Source organism: Psychrobacter sp. JCM 18903 (assembly GCF_000586475.1).
Lineage (GTDB): Bacteria > Pseudomonadota > Gammaproteobacteria > Pseudomonadales > Moraxellaceae > Psychrobacter.
This window is the reverse complement of sequence record NZ_BAWJ01000016.1, coordinates 23846-44207: the sequence shown is the minus strand read 5'-3', so window position 1 is coordinate 44207 and position 20362 is coordinate 23846. Positions and strand designations below refer to the sequence as shown.

Here is a 20362-nt window from a genome sequence, read left to right as displayed (position 1 = left end):
TATTGATCGGCTTTTCTTTAAGATAGCCTTTTTTTTAATCACATTAGCCGTTATCCTAGCGCTACTTTCTGCTAGTGACAGCAGTCATCCATTTATGTAACCTTTTTTATAGATACCTTCGTTTATGTCAAATATTACACCTGCTCATTTTTCTGATAATCTCAGCGCTTTTAATAATACTGCGAGTGGGATACAGGTAAGCGCCATTCCACTGGCGCTTTATATTCATATCCCGTGGTGTGTCAAAAAATGCCCTTATTGTGATTTTAATTCGCATGAGCTGCCGATGGATATGCAGCTATCTATGTATGACGAATATGTGGATGCGCTGCTGTCAGATGCCGCCATGCAGCAGTCGTTAACCCAAGCGCGTGAAATCAGTTCGATTTTTATCGGTGGTGGTACGCCTTCACTGCTACCCATTGCGCAATACCAGCGATTGTTTACTGGCTTACGCAACATTTTTAAGTTTGCTGATGGCATTGAAGTGACGATGGAAGCCAATCCGGGCACGCTTGAGCATGCGCCTTTTTCCCAATATTTAGAGGTGGGTATCAATCGTTTGTCGATAGGTGTACAAAGTTTTGCTGCTGATAAGCTCAAAACCCTTGGTCGCATACATGACCCTGCACAAGCATTGTCAGCGATTCGTGCAGCTTGCGCAGCTGGGTTTGAGCGAGTCAATGTCGATTTGATGCATGGGCTACCGCAGCAAACGATGAATGAGGCGCTGAACGATATCCAGATGGCGCATGATGCTGGGGCGACGCATATCTCTTGGTATCAATTAACGATTGAGCCCAATACCGTATTTTACCGTAGCCAGCCGATTTTACCAGATGAGGATAACTTGGCAGATATTGAGCAGGCAGGTCAAGCGTTGTTGCAGCAGTTGGGCTACCGCAATTACGAAGTATCCGCGTGGGCAGGCGCGTCAGATGAGGCATGCTGTCACAATGTTAATTACTGGCAATTTGGTGACTACCTAGCGATTGGTGCGGGCGCGCATGGCAAAGTAACGATTGCTCATGAAGCATCAGCATTGACAGAGAATGGCTTAAAGAATGACTTGCTAGCAGACTCTGGTATTTATCGTTTTAGTAAGTCACGACTGCCTAAAGATTATGTGGATTATCAAGATAACACTGACTCTTCTGTTAAACGAAATTCACCAAAAATGGTGGGTTGGCAGGAAATTGACAGTGATGAATTGGTCAGTGAGTTTATGCTGAATGCGCTACGTCTACATGATGGCGTCGCTTGGTCTATGTTTACTGCAAGGACAGGCTGAGTTACGATGATATTGCTGTACAAGTGGCGCAATTGATTACTCAGGGATTGCTAGTAGACAATACCGAGCGGCTACAGCCAACGCTATTGGGTCAACGTTATCTCAATCAGATATTGCGAGCTTTCTTATAATTAGAGATATTTACTGTTCTTTAATGTCAGTCTTTACTATCGAAAAATAAAGTCATAAAAAAGGCTTATCACATAAATGATAAGCCTTTCAAATACGCAAAAAAATCAATACTTAGATTTTATTTTGTACGTCTTGTGCGCCGCCAGTAACAGCTTCGCCAGCGCTTGATACGTCTTGGCCCAAACCTTTAAAAGTGTTGCAACCAGTTAGAACAAACATAGCAGTTAAAGATGCGATGATTAATTTTTTCATAATAGAATCCTCAAAAATGGGTCGTTATAAATAATAACAGTGATGCTAAGCATTAGGCTTGAGCCTCACTGAGGGGTTATTGGATAAGATAATAATTGATAAATACTATTGATAAATACTATCTCGATATCCGTTAGAGACATCATAGTGAAAGTTAAAAACTGTGCAAAGTATCAAAATGTAATTATTGGCAGTAAACTGTAACTTTTAATTACCTTTTGCTCAGAAATTCAAATAACCATCATTTTAGTAGAGTCTGTCCACGTTATCTCGGATCGACGATAACACGCAGATTTGACGACTTAAGGAGTCGATATGACCACCCATATTGTGTTGGTAGCGCCAAAAATGCCTAGTAACACGGGCAATATTATCCGCTTATGTGCCAACACGGGCGCGCAGCTACACTTGGTCAGGCCATTAGGGTTTGAGCTTGATGATAAAAAGCTACGGCGTGCAGGTTTAGATTATCATGAATACGCGCACCTACAAGTACATGATGATTGGGCAGCAGCAAAACTGGCGCTACAGGCAGCGGATTGTCATATTGTCACAGCATTGACCACCAAACTGAGCAAGCCTTTTTATGACTATGACTTTGGTGGGCAACAGATGGCTGCCGAATCTGATCGTGCTTTGATGCCTGAGCAGATACCTAATGTCGCCTTAGTATTTGGCTCTGAAACAGCAGGTTTGGCAGATGATATTCGTGAAGATATCGGCGCTGATCACTGGCTGCGATTGCCTATGCTGGCTGATTCACGCAGTTTAAACTTATCGAATAGTGTGGCGATATGTCTGTATGAGGTCTGGCGTCAGCAAGGCTTCACTGGTGATGAAGGTCGTAGTATAGGGTATGAGACGTTGACAGTGTACGACCCAAAATAGCCATGCATTTTTTACTGATTGCAGGCGATGATCCAACATTTAGGTATTCATCGCCATTCATAACCCCTTATCAATCATATATGCCATATATCTTATAAACAGTTGGGTGGTTTGGGCAGACCGGCAAGGCGATTGACATGGCGGGCAACCAAGCCAGTGTTGAATAACTGCTGTAGTTTCTGATTGCTGATATCATGCTCTGGCAAGGTTTTCTGTAACCATTTAATCAGTGGGCGCGTGGCTGGTGCGTGATTAAACTGAGTAAAAAATGCCCGTACCTGTTGTAAAATTTGTAAATGCTCAGTTTCTAGATGCACCTCTAGAGTGTCGGCCAATTGCTGAGCGATATCAGGGGTCCAGATATTATGGTCACATAAATGACCGTCTTGATCCAATTCAACGTTGATTGCCGCTGTTATATCGTGATTAATCGTATTATCGTTATTCATAGGGCGATGGTCACTACTTTATCAAGCCCCGCATTATTAGCATTGGTATTACTAAAATTGGTACTCTGAGTTAGATTGACCCATTCTTCATCGGTTAACAGCCCACTCAACTTGGTCTCTAGATTGAGCTTCGCACTGGTATTGGTACTCAGCTGCGCCACATCATCGGCTAAGGCATAAATATTTGCGATGCCTTGTATTTCACTGTCACTCAAATAGCATCAAGCCAACTGATAAAAGCCACGGTGCTACCGAGCAAGAGAATACTGTCACCGGTGCGCCATGTCCGTGACATCTCATCGACACTGCGCCTGAGCGTATCCATTGTGCTGTGTATTTGATATAAAGTTGCCATAACAGTGTCCGATTCGTTGCTAGATTTAGGATAAGGCGTGTCCTCATTCTCATCTTTATTTTTAAAATGAGGACACGCCCTAGTATTTAAAGTATTACAAATAAAATTGCGAGGTTAAAAGCGTAGTATTTGCTCAAAATCTGAAGCGTTCACCACTTCAGGTATCAATGTCAATTGTGAAGCCAAATCAATAGGCAGCATACCTGTGACCCACCCGCTAAAGACATCGTCAGGTAGCCAAGCGGCTGGCATGTCATATAGCTCAAGCGACTGAATCATGCCATGCAAACGCGACGCAGGCTGCATCAACAAGCCAAAAACAGGCGCATCCAAATACAGCTGTACTTCATGACCAAAGGTCGCTAGCGTTAATGCAAGCGCACAGCCTTCATAACTCGCCATTTCAGTCGGCGTGAGCAGCTGAATTAATAATTTCATGGTTAATTCCTAATTTAATTGGTCGCTGACAACTATTATCATAAAATATAATTTGTCTACACGGCAAGTCATCAAAACTGCATCAAACGACAGTCGCCTTGCATCATCATCGCAAGCTCACTCAGTCCGACCAGTGAAAAGCCGGTGGCAAGGTTGTCACCATTAAGTTGATGGCGTTTGCTGTTATCCGTGTCGCTAATGCCGCGACTGAGTGCAGTACTGACACAGACAGGCAGCGCTAACTGGAACTGCTCAGCGAGCGTTTGCCACTCTTTGGTCAAATTAATTTGATCCGCCGACTGCAGCGTAAACCATTGGCCGTATGCGCCGCATCGCCATAAAAAAACACGTTTAAGGTGACATTATCATTGGTATCTTTATTATTGGCGGCATTTTTGAGATAAGCGCGTGCATAACGTAGCGCTAAATGGGCAAGTGGGTGGCTAGGATCAGCAGTAATCAGAAGCAATGGGGTCATGGTTGTCATAAGAGCTCTTTTCAATCATCTGCGCTAAAGTTGTTTATGCTACCATAAAGCGCTCAAAAGCAAATAGGGTCACTGTCATTAAACGTAGTTTTATATTAAATACTGACATATTGCGTATCATTAGTTGATGCTGTGACTGCTTCGTAAGAAAAAACGATAAACTTATGCGCTAAGTTCACGTAGTCTTATCACTCTATGCAAGGAGTTATGTCCGCTATGCCTTCACGTGCGACCCATGGTACAGATTGTCAGTATACAGCCGAACAGCTGCAAATATTGCAGACGGCAAGCGAGTTCGCTTATCAGATTTGGGAGAGTCGAACGGTTTCATGCCAAACGTTTTTACGTAGCTACCCGTTAGATCAAACCTTAACTCGGCAGCAAATCGATGATTTGATTCAAGATTATACGTTAGATGATAATTACCAACTTGCTGATGAAGTGAAGGTGATGAGTGGCCTGCGTCATCTACGTACACTGCTGATGATGCGCTGGATTTGGCAAGATGCCTTACAACTGATAGCACTTGAGCAATTGACCGACGAGCTGTCTGAGTTTGCAGACGGCTGTATCTCATTTGCCAAAGATTATACCTACCAGCATTTGATTAAACAGTACGGCGAACCGACTTTTATCAATGCTAAAGGTAACGTGCAAATTGATGACATGGCGATTATGGCGATGGGTAAGCTTGGCGCTCATGAGCTGAACCTATCGAGTGATATCGATCTTATCTTTGTTCATCAGGCTCGCGGTGTAACCAGCGGTGATAAATCAAAAGGCACGCGCAGCATAGATAATAAGCGGTTTATGACAAGGCTTGGTCAAGGTATTATTAAATTACTGGATCAAAAGACGGCTGATGGCTTTGTCTTTCGGGTCGATATGCGTCTGCGCCCTTGGGGTGACGGTAGTGATTTGGCCATTCATTTATCCGCATTGCAGAAGTACTTCTCTCAGCATGGACGTGCATGGGAGCGTTTTGCATGGCTAAAAGCGCGAGTAGTAGGGCAGCTAGAACAGCCGTTTTATGATGAGATACAAGCGCTCATCAAGCCCTTTGTTTTCCGTTATTACGTGGATTATAGTGCTTTTTCAGCGCTCAGGGAGATGAAATCGCTTATTCAAAACCAAGTCGCTCAGCGGGAGGATTTGGATAACATCAAGCTGGGTGCTGGTGGTATCAGAGACATTGAGTTTATTGTGCAGGCCTTTCAGTTGATTTATGGTGGCAGGCATCCTCAATTACAGGTGAAATCTTGTTTACAAGCAATGCAGGTATTACATAAGCTTGAGTATCTAGAGAGGACTACTTATCAAGAGCTCCAAGCCGCGTATCGTTTTTTACGTCGGCTTGAACACGCCATTCAAGCGATTAATGATCAACAGACTCAGCGCCTGCCACATGATCGCAGTGGCAGCATAACTTGGCAGTTACCCTTGGGTTTGACGATTGGAACGCACTGTTAGATACCCTTAACCACCACCGAGACAACGTCAATGTTCCCTTTGAGCGTATGGTGACCGAACGTCAGGTACCGGATCATGAAGACACAGATCTTGAGCCCGAACATCTTGATGAACAGATTGCACGATTGAATGATGTGCTAACGGCAGAAAACCGAGTGCTATTACAAGATTTTTGGCAATCAAAGATGGTTGCTAACTTAAGTGATGAGGCTCGCGAGCGGTTGGATGACGCTTATCCTGTGATTATCCATGCGTTACTCGCTCATCAAGAGCAGCAGCAATTGGCCAATACCGCTTTGCCGCGTCTCATTACATTGCTCGAAGCGATTTGTCGTCGCTCTATCTATTTGGTGATGATTGCAGAAAATCCCAATGCAACGATTGAGCTGATACCCATGCTGTCGGCCAGTCCTTGGATTGCCAAAGAGTTGGCACATTACCCTGTGCTCTTAGATACTTTTTTACAGCAGCGCTATCGCCACTTGCCGGACAAGCCAGAGTTGCGCGATATTTTGCGTCAACAGCTATTGCGCGTAGAGCCTAATGACGAAGAAGAGCTGCTCAGCGTATTAAGACTATTTAAGAAGAACCAAGTGTTGGCGGTTGCCGCCAGTGATGTATTGGCTGAGCGTCCGATTATGAAGGTGTCGGATTCTCTTACGTATATTGCAGCGGTGGTACTAGAAGCCGCATTAGAACGGGCTTTTGCAGAAATTGTCAAACGCTACGGCTATCCTATTGGTCAAGATGGCGATCCAGTGACCGAGGCGGACTGCGGTTTTGCCATCATTGGTTATGGCAAGCTTGGCGGGCTAGAGCTGTCTTATTCTTCAGATTTGGATCTGGTGTTTTTGCATAAGATAAAAGAGCAGGGCATGACCACGGGTGAAAAATCAGTCAGCGGTATGAAGTTTGCTGCCCGTTTGGTACAAAAGCTGATGAACTATCTCAACACCCAAACTCGAGATGGCCGCGCTTATGAGATTGATATGCGTCTGCGTCCTTCAGGTAATGCTGGCATGATGGTGGTGTCTTATCATGCTTTTGAAACCTATCAGCTAGAAAAGGCATGGTCGTGGGAGCATCAAGCTTGGTACGGGCGCGAGCGATTTGCGGTGACAAACGAGTGACGGCACGCTTTTGTGATATTCGCCGAGACGTATTATCATTACCGCGCACGATAGAGCAGGTGCGTACAGAGGTCACCAGTATGCGTATTAAGATGCAAAAACATCTGGGCACCAGTCAATGGCAACAACAAGCAGGTAAGTTTCATCTTAAACAAGATGCAGGCGGGATCATCGACATTGAGTTCTTAGCGCAATTTGCAGTATTGGCTTATTCGCATGAGCATCCAAGCCTGACCAAATGGAGCGACAACGTTCGTATTTTCGAAGAAGTGGCATCACTGGGTATTTGGGAGGAGCAAGTCTGCCAAGATTTAACGGATGCCTACCTCAGAATTCGTGCTGCTACTCATCAATTGGCACTATCAGAGCAATCGCTATTGGTTGATGAGTCACTGTGGAAAGAAACACGAGCATTAGTACAAGCGCAATGGCAACATTTGATGGGTGTTAATTTGTCCGATGGCGATTCGCCCAATTCTTAAGAAGGTTTTTGCTTATAAATAATAGCCTGTGATACTCAAACTAAAAGATTTCATTTGCTAGCACCGCCAGTGATATAATCGGCGACACATTACGATAAAGCTGTCAGTTGTTGGTTATTTCTTAGTAAGGATAACACTATATTTTAGCAATAAAATTTGACGCTGCGGTGTTATCATATGATGTTGATAAATACGATTAAACAAAACCTCTAGTCGAAGCATTTATACGTGCGTCGACTATACCTAAAAAAATAGCCGTTAGTGCTAACATAAGGATTATAAAATGAATATGGCAACACAAGATGGTAAGCTTTGGATGAATGGCACAATGATTGAACAGCCAGATGCCAAAGTCCATGTGCTCACACATAGCTTGCATTATGGCATGGCGGTGTTTGAAGGCGTGCGCGCGTATCAGACGGCTGACAATCGCACCGCTATTTTTCGTCTGAAAGAACACACAGAGCGTCTGTTAGGCTCTGCAAAAATCTTTCAAATGAATGTACCGTTTGATGCAGCGACTCTGGAGCAGGCGCACAAAGATGTGGTCAAGCAAAACAACTTGGCAGAAGCCTATATTCGTCCGCTCATTTGGGTCGGTGCAGAAAAGCTTGGTTTATCGTCACGTGATAATAGTATCAATGCGATGGTTGCTGCTTGGCATTGGGGCGCTTATCTGGGTGAAGAGGGTATCAAGAACGGCATCCGTGTAAAAACCTCTTCATTTACTCATCATATGACCAATGTGACCATGTGTAAGGCAAAAGCCTCGAGCAACTATCCAGTGTCCATCATGGCAAACCAAGAAGTCACTCGTAATGGTTATGACGAAGCTATCTTGATGGATCCGCAGGGTTACGTTTGCCAAGGTGCAGGCGAAAACTTATTCTTAGTAAAAGATGGTGTATTGCATACACCAGATTTAGCGGGCGGTGCACTTGACGGAATCACGCGTCGTACTATCATTCAATTTGCCGATGATCTAGGCATCAAAGTCGTTGAACGCCGTATCACTCGTGATGAGTTTTATTTGGCGGATGAGATATTCATGACGGGTACGGCGGCTGAAGTCACACCTATTCGTGAATATGATGACCGTACTATCGGCAATGGTGGACGTGGACCTTTGACTGAGCAGCTACAAACCTTGTACTTTGATGTAGTACATGGTCGCAATGAGCAATATATGGATTGGTTAAATTTTATTGATTAATATTTAGAATTATGTTGTATGAGATAAAAAAGCTAAGACTGTTTTAAGTCTTAGCTTTTTTGTTGAGTGGTATTAATCGGTATTCTAAAGTAAAGTTCATACACTATAACTATACGCTCGCACATAATTTATGGATGCGGTATCATAACGTCGCTTAGTTTCAAGCTATATCTAGCTATGGTGTCCATCTACAAACACGGCTGCTTAGCATATCGATTCTTAAAGCAGGTGCGTTCAAATTGAGAGCGTCACAAAACATTATTTTTAGCTAAGTCTGGATTTACTTTGAATAGATTAATGGAGAAGCCGTTGAGAGTCTTACATTTTGTCACTGGTGGCTTTTCAGGAGCCACGAAAGTTGCTATTGATTTGGTTGAGGCACACAATCAAATAGAATCGACTGAAAACCTGTTAGTACTGCGTCGCAAAAAAACGACCGTACCAGAAAAGCTTGCTGAACTTGAAGGTAAAGATATCGATTACAAGGTTGTCACAGGTACTAACCATCTTGCGACCCTTCACGAATTAAAAAAACTATGTGCGCAATGGCGACCTGATATATTGGTTGCGCATGGGTTTCCTGAGCATTTACTGGGAAGACGGGCAGGGCTATTGGCACAAGTACCTTGCTTGGTACAAGTGGAACACAACTCTAAAGAGCGCTATACACCTTGGAAGATATACCAAACGCGTAAACTAAGTAAATCAACTGCTAGAATTGTGGCTGTCTCTGAAGGCGTAGCCAAGTCTTATCTGAGCAGGGTCTTCACGCACCCATTCAAGCCATCCCAAATGGTATTGATACCACTCGATTTGGCGGTGTGAATCTTGCACCTGTTAATGAAAGGTCGCATGATCTGATTATGGTGGGAAGATATGCTAAAAGTAAGGATCACGTTACTTTAATTGAAGCACTGAATCATTTAAAGCAAAAAGGCATCAATCCCACTCTTACCTTAGTTGGTAGTGGGCGCAAGCGTTACCAAAGAGAAGTACATGATTTGGTTGCTCGCTATGAGCTGCATGAACAAGTGACCTTTATAGAGTACAGTAGCGAAGTTGAAAAGCTATTGCTACAACATAAAGTATTTATCATGTCGAGCCGTTTTGAAGGGCTGAACCTAGCGGTGCTAGAAGCGATGGCAAGTGGCTGTGTCGTTATGGGAAGTACTGCAATGGGAGTAAAGGAGTTGATTGAAGACAACAAGGATGGCTTCTTGTTCCCAGTCGGGGCAGCAACAGAGCTGGCGAATATCATCGCGACTGTACTATCTAATCCATCAAACTACCAAGCACTAGCAACGGCAGCTAGAGAGAAAGTTTTAGTTCATTATGATAAAAAACAGGTCACTCAAGCGTATTATCAATTATTTCAGAATTTATTAACAAGCTGTTAATTATAAAGTTTTTAATGTGAGTGTTGTATGAATAAAGAAGATCTAACAATTGGTATTTTAATACCTGTTTATAATGTAGCGGATTATGTAGAAGAGTGTATAGAATCAATACTCACTCAAATCGATACTAGAGCATCTATTTTAATAATGAACGATGCTTCGACAGATAATAGTGCAGCTATTATCAAGCGTTTTGAAAATTACCCTCAAGTGCAAATCTTCGATGCGCCTTATAATAGAGGTTTGTCAGACACACGCAATGCGCTTTTCGATATGGGCCAAACAGAGTATATCTGGTTTATTGACTCTGATGATGTTATGTACGAAGGTGCTTATAAATCTGTCATGTCTCAAATAGAAAAATTGAACTCGGATGTGCTATGTGCCGATTATGTATCATTACGAGGAAAAAAAGAGGTAAATAAAAAAGGGTTTATAGGCACGTCTAATAAAAATTATATCAATAAGAGAAATAGCTTCTTAGATAATATTATTGAAAATAATAGTAATCATGTTTGGAATAAGGTTTTTAGAAGACAGATAATACAAGACATAAGGTTTAAAGAAGGATTGAATTTTGAAGATATTTTGTATATGACTGATATCTCATTAAAGAGTTTTCAATATAGCTATTTAAAACAGCCTGTAATAAAGTATCGTGAGCGTGAAGGGTCTATTTTAAAGAATATCGACAAAAAATACGTAGATGATTATTTATATGCTTTCACTTATCGCGTTGAAAACTATCAGAGAGATAGTGAAAAAGATGGCTATCATTATTTGCTGTATAAAGTATATAAACGTTATATAGGGCTGTTAAATAAAATCGCTAAAAACCATCAGGAAGATTTGTTAAAAGACACCTATGCTCAATACAATAAGTACTTCTCAGAGCTTTATCTTGTTGCTAATAAAGAGCTGCGAATACATCAAAGAATAACTCTGAATATTAAACGTTCCAAATTAGACAAAATTCTGAAAGGTATGTAGACCATGCAAAAGATCTTTAACGTTATCCGTAATAAGCCCTTTAAGGTTTTCTATAATGGCCTAGTGCCTAGAAATGTAAGGAAGCGCTGGAATTATCAGTATGATGATAAAATTAAGCAAGAAAAAGTAGCCTCTTACTGGAGGATGGTTTTTGATCAATACGCTGACAAAAAAATAGAAAAGTATGATACTCCACCAATCAAAAAAGAACTGGTAGGCAAAAAAATTATTTGGCAATATTGGGGACAGGGATTAGAAAATTTACCGGAAATGGTGGAAATATGTTTTTCTTCAGTAGACAGTCATGCTCACGATTATCAGGTTATCAGAATTACTGATGAAAACATAAATGAATATATAAAGCTTCCAGAGTTTGTTGATGAAAAACGTAAAAATGGAGTTTTTAGACCAGTATTCTTTTCTGATTTGCTGCGTGTTGCATTGTTGTCAATCTATGGTGGGGTTTGGCTAGATGCTTCCGTTTTATTAACAGATAGGCTACCCAAGGAATATGCAAACTGTAATTTTTTTATGTATAGCCGTGATCCTAACTCTCTTAATAAAAATTGGGGTACAAATGATACACATTTTTACTTTAATTGGAGAGATGAATTTAAAGTAAAACATCTTAGTAGTATTATGTTTTCTAAGCCAAACTCAATGATTACAAAGACCTTGGTTGACTTGCTGCTTTATTATTGGGAAAATGAAAGTAAAATTGAGTATTACTTTTTCTTTCAAGTAATGATTAATGAATTAAAGGAGTCAAAAATTATAGATTTTGAATTTCCTGTTATTGATGATACTTTTCCACATTTATTACAATCTGAGATAAAAAAGCAATTTAATGAAGACGAATACAAAAAAATAGTTTCACAAGCTAGTATTCATAAGTTGACTATTCATGAGGCTTTCAAGGAAGAGTATTTCGAAAAACAAACCTATTATGGCTATCTAAAAAATAGATATATATATAAATAAAGGGGCTGTAGTAGATAAGGATTAAATATCACACCATTTTCTCAGCGTTTTAAGCTGAGTAGACGGTGATCCATAGTTGAATCTAAACTCGCACTCTTTTAAAAATAAATGGAAGTTCTTCTTATCGATCCCATTATATTTTCTGAGTGTTCTTTTAGACTGATTCCAAAAGTTCTCAATGCCATTGATGTGATTGTTTTTACCGCAAGTAAACTCTTTAGAGTGATTGACTCTGAAATGTTTAAACTCGCTCACATCTAACGCATTGTAACTTCGATAACTATCAGTATAAACAAAGCTGTCAGGCTTGATTTTACGTTTGATGACAGGCATTAGAGTCGTCTGTTTGGTGTCTGCTACGACAATGGTATAAACCTTACCATTTCGTTTTAGAATACCAAATACAGCTGTCTTACCAGCAGCCCCGCGACCTCTTTTGCCTTTACGTACGCCGCCAAAGTAACTTTCATCTAATTTGACTTACACCTAAAAGAGCTCATCAGCTTCTAATGAGAGATGGTAATCTATCACAAGTCTTATTTTATGATAAAAAAGTGCCGCAGTGTTAGGTTGAATGTCGAGCAAATCTGCGGCTGTTCTTGCAGTCACTTCAGCCGTGAAAACTCTAAGAGCCTTCGCTGTACTTTTTTACTTAGTTTACAACGGGTTATCTTCATAAAAGTAGTCTAGCATAGTGCTTATCTACTACAGCCTCTAAATAAATTAAGCATGAAATTTTTGCATGGTTCCAAACCAATTTTGCTCACCATTGCTATTTCTACCAAGATAGTGAAATTTAAATAGATTGGGTTGCTTAAGATGACACATTAAATAAACACCTTGATCATCGTCCACAATGTTTTTTTGAAATAATTCTTCTTGACAATTTTTTACAACATTAAAGAACTCTCTCCAAATATTTTGATTAGCTACTGTTACGCCACCTATGATAACTGCTCTATTATTTAAAATAGCAGATAAAACTTTGTTTTTTGTATGAGGGAAGTTGGGATTGTTAAAAAATAAAAAAAACTTGTCTTTTGTTAATGTGAAAAAATGAACATGTAAGTCATCAAAAGGGTAGTACCAATTATTAATACCTAGCAGAGTAGTATTATCTCTACAATATCCGAAGTCTACCCAAGCAACCAGATCATTAGACAAGTTAAAATCTTCAATAGCTTTGTTTACAAAGTAAGTTTTTAGATTAGTTACTAGGACATACTTTTCAGACCAATACTCAGGGTTGAGCTTGTGTTTATCGGGTATTTTACTCTTGAAATTATTGCTGTTAATTATCGATTTAATTTCATCTAGTAAGTTTCTAAACTTTTTTTCTAAATCAATAATGATGATCTTGGTTGGTTTGTTACCTCTTAATTTTCTGATATAAGGCTTCATTTCCTCAAAGGTAAATACAACCATTTCATTATCGAGTTTTGCTAAGTTCTCAAAATATGATAGGTATGTTTGATTATCCCTAAGTAGATGAGAAGGGTGTCCTTTTTCAGTGGACCAATCACCTCTACCAATATCAAAATAGGCAGTAACAATTGTGATTGACTTTTCAGTTGTTGATATTGAATTATCCATTACTACCGCCAATAATCTTTTAGCCAAGGGCTTGGCTTAACATGACGATACCACTTGCCGCCGCTACCATTGATGGCATCTGGCGGATTAATCTCACCATGAAAGATGACAATCTTTGCGCCATCCGGCAGAGTAGGTGCACGCACAAAGTTAAAGGGAATAGGGGCGATGCATTGGTACTTGAAGCTGACACACCATGTTTTATCCCAATACTCTAAATGATGATGCTCACGTAAATAGTTAGACAGATAAGCCTGCTCATGGCGCACTTGGGTACGAATGGTGGCAAAGTTACGCTCAAAGTTTGCGAGCAAATCAGGGTAGGTGTTCATGCCAATATTGAAACGATAAACAGAGCTATTACCAATCATTCGCCACGGTTTTTTCCAATCACGGATAATCACCACGCTGTCTTTGTGCTGAGCTTGATAGGTAAAAAAGGCGTCTATGTTATCAACAATAACAATGTCGATATCTAAAAATAAAGCCACACCCTTGAGACCATATAGTTCAGGTTTGAAAGTCGTGAGTTTTTTCCAACCACGCTCAGGTCCAGCAGGCAAATCCATCTCTGGAATAGGATGGCAAGTCACAGCAGGGTCGATACCGCTGCTATCATCAGTGAGGCAGATCATTTGAAAGTCTAAGGTCAAATGGCGACTGACCATATTATAAAGACGGTTGACGTACTCAGCGCCGTATTTGTCACCCCATTTCATACAGATAACATAACGCTGCTCAGCAGTGCTGCTGCGTGCATGCGTGTAGTCTGCCGATGAAGTATTGGTTATGTCAGTTGCCATAATGCACTCATATTAATATAAATAAAAAATATTTAGGGCGTGTTCTCATTTTTAACATGGTGATAAAAATGAGATAAATTGTCGCCAAACAAGAAAGTAGCGCAGACAATATTGAGCTATTGACTGACTATTTGACGCTATTTGGCAAAATTTAGTCATCTCTAATCCATTTATAAGACGATCGATTGAACTGAGGACACGCCTAGTAACGTTCAAAGGTACAAAAGTAAGCCGATATTATCACAGCTATGATTCACGATATCTCTAAACGTTTGGCTAATTGTAAGGTCATTGTTCATTGTTCATTGTTCATGGCCAGCGCGCGTGATTGTATCATGAACGTTTTGATCAGCCCGCTTGTTATCACGAATGAATTGGCCAAAGTTTTTTCATCAACGTTGTAAGGATTCCCTAATGTGGGAATGTGTTTGAAACGTCGATAGCCCCACATATAGTGACTGCATTTTTCTTCAATCATCTGTTGCATGGCTTGGTTAAGTGCATAAGCGGCGGTCTCGGCATGACGATCATAAAGTGCTGGATCATCGAGCTTATAACAATAAATGTCAAATCCACGACCATCGTCACGGCGAATACAAGATAAGCCGACCAACGCACATCTGGTTTTACTAGCAAGTTTAGAAGCAAGAGTACTGGTTAGCGTTTTAATACCAAAAAAGGGCACAACCACGCCGCCCGAAGGATCAGGAACATGATCGGGTAAGACGATACTAAAGCCACCTTGTTTGAGGGTTTTAAATATGGCTTTGACACCGCTACCATCGGTTGGTACTAAGGTCGCATTAAGCCTTGAACGCCCTTGCAGCACAAAGTTGTTGGTAATGTCACCTTTGACAGGTTTGTACATAATGGTTGGGGAACCAAATTGATTGAGCCAAGCGTTCATCATCTCCCATGTACCGAGATGCGGCACGATAGCGAGCATGCCGTTGGCACTCGCAAGTCCTTCTAATAAAATGTCTTTATTATGAACGTCGCGAATCTGAGCGATACTCCACTCAGGTGGCATGGCCCAGCTTTTAATCGATTCAATACTGGTCAAACACTGGTGATAAATAATCTCTTTGGTTAACACTTGTTTTTGCACATCAGTCAGCTTAGGCGCAATTAACGCCAAATTGATACTGACTGTACGCATGATACTAAAATTGGGTATCTTGATAATCACCCACGCAACAAAACGTGCCAGTATCTGCAAGACAGACAATGGCACGATTTTAAAAATGTGATACGGATTCATAACCATTCACACGGTGATGAATCACGTAATAAGTACTGAAAAAATATCCGGACATCGTTAGACCATTTATTGCGCAGGTTTGTTGGTGTCAGCCTGTGCTTTTTCGCGCACACGGATACCAAGATCACGTAGCTGCTTGCTATCAACTTCAGCAGGTGCTTGAGTTAGTGGGCACTCAGCAGTTTTGGTTTTCGGGAAAGCGATAACATCACGGATAGAGTCTGCGCCTACCATGAGCATAATTAAGCGATCTAAACCAAAGGCCAAGCCACCATGCGGCGGCGCACCGAATTTTAAGGCGTCAAGTAAGAAGCCAAACTTATCTTCAGCTTCTTGCTCGCCGATACCTAACGCTTCAAGTACGGCTTGCTGCATATCATAGGTATTGATACGTAAGCTACCACCGCCAACTTCTGTACCATTTAGTACCATATCATAAGCGATAGAAAGGGCAGATTCTGGGTTGTTTTTCAATTCATCAACAGAACCTTTAGGTTTAGTAAACGGGTGATGCATTGACGTCCAACGACCATCATCCGTTTGCTCAAACATTGGGAAATCAGTGACCCAAAGTGGCGCCCACTGACAAGTAGTCATCTCAAGGTCTAGACCAATTTTTTGACGTAGTGCGCCGATTGCGTCATTGACGACACTGGCTTTATCCGCACCAAAGAATATAATATCGTTGCTTTCTGCACCAGTACGCTCAATCAAGCTGACCAATACGTCATCGGTCATATTTTTGATGATAGGAGACTGAAGACCAGATTCTTGGTCAACGCCGTTGTTGATATTGCTCGCATCGTTAACTTTGATATACGCCAAACCACGTGCACCATAGATGCTAACGAATTTGGTATAAGCATCGATTTGCTTACGGCTTAATGACGCGCCACCAGGAATTCGTAGGGCAGCAACGCGACCTTTAGGATCGTTAGCAGGACCGGCAAATACTTTAAAATCAACGTCTTTCATTAAATCAGCAACGTCGATGAGTTTTAATGGAATACGTAAGTCAGGCTTGTCTGAGGCATAGTCACGCATCGCTTCTGCGTAAGTCATGCGTGGGAATTGCTCAAAATCAACATCCATCATGGTTTTGAATAAATGCTTAATCAAACCTTCGTTGATGTTCATGATTTCTTCTTCGTTTAAGAAAGAAGTCTCAATATCCACTTGGGTAAATTCAGGCTGACGGTCAGCACGTAAGTCTTCGTCACGGAAACATTTAGCGATTTGATAATAACGATCAAAACCTGACACCATCAATAACTGTTTAAATAGTTGTGGTGATTGTGGTAAGGCGAAAAAGTTACCCGGGCGTGTGCGTGATGGCACAAGATAATCACGCGCGCCTTCTGGTGTCGCACGAGTCAAGATAGGGGTCTCAACGTCTAAGAAACCATGGTCATCTAAGTAACGACGAATGGCTGACGTGGCTTTAGCACGGAAAACCATACGCTCTTGCATTTGCGGACGACGCATATCAAGATAGCGGTATTTTAAACGCAAGTCTTCTGATACTGTGGTTTTCTCATCATTTAATGGGAAAGGCGGTGTTTCAGATTTCGCCAATACTTCAATTTCTTTGCCCAACAGCTCAATCTGACCACTGGTCATATTATTGTTTTCAGTACCCGCGTAGCGTTGACGTACGCGACCAGTGATTTTTAGCACATATTCAGGACGTACCGCATCAGCCATTGCAAAGGCTTCTGGTGTATCAGGGTCAACGACGACCTGCAAGATACCAGCGCGGTCACGCATGTCTAAAAAAATCACCCCACCGTGATCGCGACGACGATGCACCCAGCCTACGATACTGATGGTTTGATCGATGAAGCTTTCGGTTACGGCTCCGCAATATTCGTCTCGATATTCGCTATGCGTCATAGTGCTTTGCGTCATAATATAATTATCCAGTTATCAGCCCAATTCGAAATACAATAATGCAGCCATTGCTGTACGATTCAAGCTATCCGCTAAAAACGCACAAATAACGCGATTAAGACAAATGGTCATCACGTTGGCTACAGAAAATTTGGTGTAAACGCATATTATGCCTAATCTGCCCTTGTTATACAACCAGTGGCGTCCAATCAAAGCGTAGGAAAGTATCAGTAATGGGCGTATTTATTCAGTAACATTTGCATCGGGTTAAATATTGTCATATTGCTTGAAAATATCAGCCACTGTGCACATATCAGGCTCACTTATAAAATCTTATTAAAATTATTCTAATCATGTAAGGAATGCTACTCATGCTTTTTCACCCTGCTAAGAACCCTATTGAGCTACAAGTTGTTCATCTAAATAAAAGCCAAGAACAACGCCGTGAAGACTTAATGGAGGCAACTCAAGGTAAAGCCGCGCTTAAGCAATTCAAAAAAGTAATGGCTAAAAAAGCCAAGCAAGCATTGAAGGCAAAAAGCAAAAATAAGAAAAAAAACAGTGATAATAAATCACAAGTTTTCGTTCTCGACTTTGACGGTGATATCAAAGCCACGGCAGTCAAGCATTTACGCGAAGAAATCAGCACATTAATCAGCAGCGCAAATAAAGGTGATGAAGTCGTGGTACGTCTTGAATCAGGTGGCGGCTTGGTTCATGGTTATGGTTTGGCAGCAGCGCAATTGGCACGTCTAAAAGAGGCTGGTTTAAAACTAACAGTCTGTGTCGATAAAGTCGCGGCCAGTGGTGGTTATATGATGGCGTGTGTGGCGGATAACGTAGTGGCTGCGCCTTTGCCATTATTGGCTCAATCGGTGTGGTATCACAGTTGCCAAACTTTCATAAATGGCTAAAAAATCATGACGTCGATTATGAGATGTTTACCGCTGGTGACTATAAACGTACTGTCACTATGTTTGGTGAAAATGACGCTGACGACCGTGCCAAGTACCAAGAAGAGCTTGAGCAAACGCATGAGTTATTCAAACATTTCGTGAACACTATCGTCCAGCATTGGATGTCGCAAAAGTAGCAACAGGCGAGCATTGGTATGGCGAAGATGCGCTGAAACTCAAATTAATTGATAGCCTACAAACCTCAGACAGCTATATTTTAGAGCGTATGGAAGACAATGAAGTCTATGCGCTGCATTCCCGTCAAAAGCCAACGCTCGCAGAGAAGCTAGGATTGTCACAAGCTGCCGAAGCAACGGTAAATATGGCGATTGACAAGCTGCCAGATGCATTGGCACGTTTTGATTTTAATAGCCGTTTAAATATCCTAAAGTAATTTTCAGTTTTCCACTCTAAATAGATGCATTGTTTGTATTTTGTAAAAGGCGTGTCCTAGCGGGTCGCGCCTTTTTGCTGTTTATTCATAAATGCTGTGTTATAAATGTGGCATACAGAACAGAGTATACGCACGTACACTATAAAGTTAGCATTGAGCTTTTTATAAAAGTCTTATGTAAACGTGATGAAAATCATTAACCATCAGCAAGGAAAAGGATGCCAGCTATGTCTGAAAATACATTGATGTTTACCGCCACCGAACATGGTCAAACCATGCACGCCAAAGTCAAAGCATTTATCGAAACCTATATTGAGCCAATAGAAGCACAGTTTTGGGCGGATTGTCATGCGCAAAACCCAGACGGCAATTGGAAAAATTGGCAGTGGCCAGAGAAGTATGAGAGTTTGCGTAAACAAGCACGCGAAGCCGGTCTATGGAATTTATTTTTGCCAGATGACACGCTAGGGGCAGGGTTGTCGGTGACCGATTATGCACCGATTGCCGAGCTCACTGGTCGCAGTTTATTAGCGCCTTATGTGTTTAACTGTAATGCCCCTGATAGCGGCAATATGGAGCTTTTATGGCGCTATGGTTCTGAAGAGCAGCAAGACAAATGGCTAACGCCAATCTTAGAAGGTAGAACGCGTTCGGTATTTTGTATGACTGAGCCTGATGTCGCCTCCAGTGATGCGACCAATATGCAAGCGACAGCTGTGGTTGATGGCGATGAGATTATTATCAATGGTAGCAAATGGTGGTCATCGGGTCTTGGTGACCCTGCGGTCGATATTTTGATAGTCATGGCGTACACGCCTGATGAGAATAAAGACCGTCATCATCAGCATTCGATGGTATTGGTGCCAGCAAAAACCGCAGGCGTTAACATCGAGCGTATGTTAAAGGTATTTGGTGATTATGATGCGCCGCACGGTCATGGCGAAGTCCGCTTTAATAATGTGCGTGTGCCAGTCGATAACTTTATCGGTGGACCTGGTATGGGCTTTGAGATTGCGCAAGGTCGCCTAGGACCAGGTCGTATTCACCATTGCATGCGCTGTATTGGTGCTGCCGAAAAGTCTCTTGAGCTCGCGGTTAAGCGCGGTATGCAGCGTACCGCGTTTGGTAAGCCTCTGCTACAATTAGGCGGTAACTTTGAGCGTATTGCTGACGCCCGTATCAAAATTGACCAAGCGCGTTTATTGACACTATACGCGGCGCAAAAAATGGACGCGAAGGGGACCAAAGCGGCATTGACTGAAATCTCTGCCATTAAAGTCGTTGCACCGACTGTCTTGCAAGAAGTGGTTGATATGGCGATTCAAATTCACGGTGGCATGGGTGTTTGTCAAGATACGATGTTGCCTGCTTTTTTTGCCCAAGCTCGCGCGCTACGTTTAGCCGATGGCCCTGATGAAGTGCATAAAACCATGATTGCCAAATTAGAATTAAAACGTCAAGGATTTAGCCGCCCATCTAAACCTGCTAAATCTTAAAAAGTCGGCTACAT

General features: G+C 41.7%; 18 protein-coding genes and 4 pseudogenes. 10 read left to right on the top strand and 12 right to left on the bottom strand.

Translation table 11 applies throughout. From position 1 onward, the window contains the following. The first annotated feature begins 124 nt into the window (after positions 1 to 124). Positions 125 to 1422, top strand: a pseudogene (hemW, locus tag TT12_RS11470) (radical SAM family heme chaperone HemW). 112 nt (positions 1423 to 1534) lie between these two features. On the opposite strand, the gene TT12_RS11465 reads toward hemW, so the two are convergent. Next, positions 1535 to 1675 (bottom strand): entericidin A/B family lipoprotein, encoded by a 141-nt coding sequence (locus tag TT12_RS11465; protein ID WP_045447789.1) that lies wholly within the window; start codon positions 1673 to 1675, stop codon positions 1535 to 1537. Positions 1676 to 1990: 315 nt separating this feature from the next. Here TT12_RS11465 and TT12_RS11460 point away from each other — a divergent pair, with 315 nt between their 5' ends. Next, positions 1991 to 2563, top strand: coding sequence for a tRNA (cytidine(34)-2'-O)-methyltransferase (locus tag TT12_RS11460; RefSeq protein WP_045454970.1), 573 nt, complete (start codon positions 1991 to 1993; stop codon positions 2561 to 2563). Positions 2564 to 2655: 92 nt separating this feature from the next. On the opposite strand, the gene TT12_RS11455 is transcribed toward TT12_RS11460, so the two are convergent. From TT12_RS11455 to TT12_RS19440, 6 genes are all read right to left on the bottom strand, one after another. Then, positions 2656 to 3012 carry a TusE/DsrC/DsvC family sulfur relay protein gene (locus tag TT12_RS11455; RefSeq protein WP_227697699.1) on the bottom strand — a complete coding sequence of 119 codons (357 nt, stop codon included), beginning with the start codon at positions 3010 to 3012 and terminating at the stop codon, positions 2656 to 2658. Beyond that, positions 3009 to 3227 carry a hypothetical protein gene (locus TT12_RS17570; protein ID WP_243443635.1) on the bottom strand — a complete coding sequence of 73 codons (219 nt, stop codon included), beginning with the start codon at positions 3225 to 3227 and terminating at the stop codon, positions 3009 to 3011. Before TT12_RS17570 ends, TT12_RS11455 begins: the two co-directional genes overlap by 4 nt. Continuing rightward, on the bottom strand, positions 3224 to 3367 hold the full coding sequence (locus TT12_RS17565; protein WP_243443634.1) for a hypothetical protein: 144 nt from the start codon (positions 3365 to 3367) through the stop codon (positions 3224 to 3226). Before TT12_RS17565 ends, TT12_RS17570 begins: the two co-directional genes overlap by 4 nt. Before the next feature lie 114 nt (positions 3368 to 3481). Next, the gene (locus TT12_RS11445; protein ID WP_045454966.1) at positions 3482 to 3805 is read right to left on the bottom strand and encodes a hypothetical protein; all 324 of its coding nucleotides are present in this window, start codon (positions 3803 to 3805) and stop codon (positions 3482 to 3484) included. A gap of 71 nt (positions 3806 to 3876) precedes the next feature. After that, positions 3877 to 4086, bottom strand: a complete 210-nt coding sequence (locus TT12_RS19445) for a DsrE family protein (protein ID WP_502685182.1) — start codon at positions 4084 to 4086, stop codon at positions 3877 to 3879. Next, a complete protein-coding gene (locus tag TT12_RS19440; protein WP_207804060.1) occupies positions 4083 to 4292 on the bottom strand; it encodes a hypothetical protein in 210 nt (69 codons plus the stop codon). Before TT12_RS19440 ends, TT12_RS19445 begins: the two co-directional genes overlap by 4 nt. 216 nt (positions 4293 to 4508) lie before the next feature. Here TT12_RS19440 and glnE point away from each other — a divergent pair. From glnE to TT12_RS11415, 6 genes and pseudogenes are all read left to right on the top strand, one after another. Then, positions 4509 to 7374 (top strand): annotated as a pseudogene (gene glnE / locus TT12_RS11435) (bifunctional [glutamate--ammonia ligase]-adenylyl-L-tyrosine phosphorylase/[glutamate--ammonia-ligase] adenylyltransferase). Between the two features lie 283 nt (positions 7375 to 7657). Then, positions 7658 to 8587, top strand: coding sequence for a branched-chain amino acid transaminase (locus TT12_RS11430; RefSeq protein WP_045454963.1), 930 nt, complete (start codon positions 7658 to 7660; stop codon positions 8585 to 8587). Between the two features lie 309 nt (positions 8588 to 8896). Next, a complete protein-coding gene (locus tag TT12_RS15660; protein WP_207804059.1) occupies positions 8897 to 9412 on the top strand; it encodes a glycosyltransferase in 516 nt (171 codons plus the stop codon). After that, on the top strand, positions 9409 to 9984 hold the full coding sequence (locus TT12_RS15655) for a glycosyltransferase family 4 protein (RefSeq protein ID WP_279378887.1): 576 nt from the start codon (positions 9409 to 9411) through the stop codon (positions 9982 to 9984). Before TT12_RS15660 ends, TT12_RS15655 begins: the two co-directional genes overlap by 4 nt. Positions 9985 to 10011: 27 nt before the next feature. Beyond that, entirely contained in the window at positions 10012 to 10974 is a 963-nt protein-coding gene (locus TT12_RS11420) for a glycosyltransferase family 2 protein (RefSeq protein ID WP_045454959.1), read from the top strand. A gap of 3 nt (positions 10975 to 10977) precedes the next feature. Beyond that, positions 10978 to 11955, top strand: a complete 978-nt coding sequence (locus TT12_RS11415) for a capsular polysaccharide synthesis protein (protein WP_045454955.1) — start codon at positions 10978 to 10980, stop codon at positions 11953 to 11955. A gap of 21 nt (positions 11956 to 11976) precedes the next feature. Here TT12_RS11415 and TT12_RS15650 read toward each other — a convergent pair. The 5 genes and pseudogenes from TT12_RS15650 to aspS all read right to left on the bottom strand — a co-directional run bounded on the left by TT12_RS15650 (position 11977) and on the right by aspS (position 17505). Next, positions 11977 to 12632 (bottom strand): annotated as a pseudogene (locus TT12_RS15650) (IS1595 family transposase). A 46-nt stretch (positions 12633 to 12678) separates the two neighbouring features. Then, positions 12679 to 13548: a WlaTC/HtrL family glycosyltransferase gene (locus TT12_RS11405; RefSeq protein WP_045454946.1), complete on the bottom strand. Its 870-nt coding sequence runs from the start codon at positions 13546 to 13548 to the stop codon at positions 12679 to 12681. 2 nt (positions 13549 to 13550) lie between these two features. Continuing rightward, positions 13551 to 14267: a glycosyltransferase gene (locus TT12_RS11400; protein WP_372860760.1), complete on the bottom strand. Its 717-nt coding sequence runs from the start codon at positions 14265 to 14267 to the stop codon at positions 13551 to 13553. Between the two features lie 379 nt (positions 14268 to 14646). Continuing rightward, complete coding sequence (locus tag TT12_RS11395; protein ID WP_207804057.1) at positions 14647 to 15612, bottom strand: lysophospholipid acyltransferase family protein; 966 nt, start codon at positions 15610 to 15612, stop codon at positions 14647 to 14649. Positions 15613 to 15678: 66 nt separating this feature from the next. Then, a complete protein-coding gene (aspS, locus tag TT12_RS11390; RefSeq protein ID WP_045455030.1) occupies positions 15679 to 17505 on the bottom strand; it encodes an aspartate--tRNA ligase in 1827 nt (608 codons plus the stop codon). Positions 17506 to 17873: 368 nt separating this feature from the next. Here aspS and sohB point away from each other — a divergent pair. Next, positions 17874 to 18852 (top strand): annotated as a pseudogene (gene sohB, locus TT12_RS11385) (protease SohB). Positions 18853 to 19097: 245 nt separating this feature from the next. Further along, the gene (locus TT12_RS11380; RefSeq protein ID WP_045455026.1) at positions 19098 to 20348 is read left to right on the top strand and encodes an acyl-CoA dehydrogenase family protein; all 1251 of its coding nucleotides are present in this window, start codon (positions 19098 to 19100) and stop codon (positions 20346 to 20348) included. The last annotated feature ends 14 nt before the right edge of the window (positions 20349 to 20362 follow it).

Coding starts and splice junctions, on each gene's coding strand:
- TT12_RS11465 (WP_045447789.1), bottom strand. CDS start 1,675: ATGAAAAAATTAATCATCGCATCTTTAACTGCTATGTTTGTTCTAACT.
- TT12_RS11460 (WP_045454970.1), top strand. CDS start 1,991: ATGACCACCCATATTGTGTTGGTAGCGCCAAAAATGCCTAGTAACACG.
- TT12_RS11455 (WP_227697699.1), bottom strand. CDS start 3,012: ATGAATAACGATAATACGATTAATCACGATATAACAGCGGCAATCAAC.
- TT12_RS17565 (WP_243443634.1), bottom strand. CDS start 3,367: ATGGCAACTTTATATCAAATACACAGCACAATGGATACGCTCAGGCGC.
- TT12_RS11445 (WP_045454966.1), bottom strand. CDS start 3,805: ATGAAATTATTAATTCAGCTGCTCACGCCGACTGAAATGGCGAGTTAT.
- TT12_RS19440 (WP_207804060.1), bottom strand. CDS start 4,292: ATGACAACCATGACCCCATTGCTTCTGATTACTGCTGATCCTAGCCAC.
- TT12_RS11430 (WP_045454963.1), top strand. CDS start 7,658: ATGAATATGGCAACACAAGATGGTAAGCTTTGGATGAATGGCACAATG.
- TT12_RS11420 (WP_045454959.1), top strand. CDS start 10,012: ATGAATAAAGAAGATCTAACAATTGGTATTTTAATACCTGTTTATAAT.
- TT12_RS11415 (WP_045454955.1), top strand. CDS start 10,978: ATGCAAAAGATCTTTAACGTTATCCGTAATAAGCCCTTTAAGGTTTTC.
- TT12_RS11405 (WP_045454946.1), bottom strand. CDS start 13,548: ATGGATAATTCAATATCAACAACTGAAAAGTCAATCACAATTGTTACT.
- TT12_RS11400 (WP_372860760.1), bottom strand. CDS start 14,267: ATGAAATGGGGTGACAAATACGGCGCTGAGTACGTCAACCGTCTTTAT.
- TT12_RS11395 (WP_207804057.1), bottom strand. CDS start 15,612: ATGAATCCGTATCACATTTTTAAAATCGTGCCATTGTCTGTCTTGCAG.
- aspS (WP_045455030.1), bottom strand. CDS start 17,505: ATGACGCATAGCGAATATCGAGACGAATATTGCGGAGCCGTAACCGAA.
- TT12_RS11380 (WP_045455026.1), top strand. CDS start 19,098: ATGTTTACCGCCACCGAACATGGTCAAACCATGCACGCCAAAGTCAAA.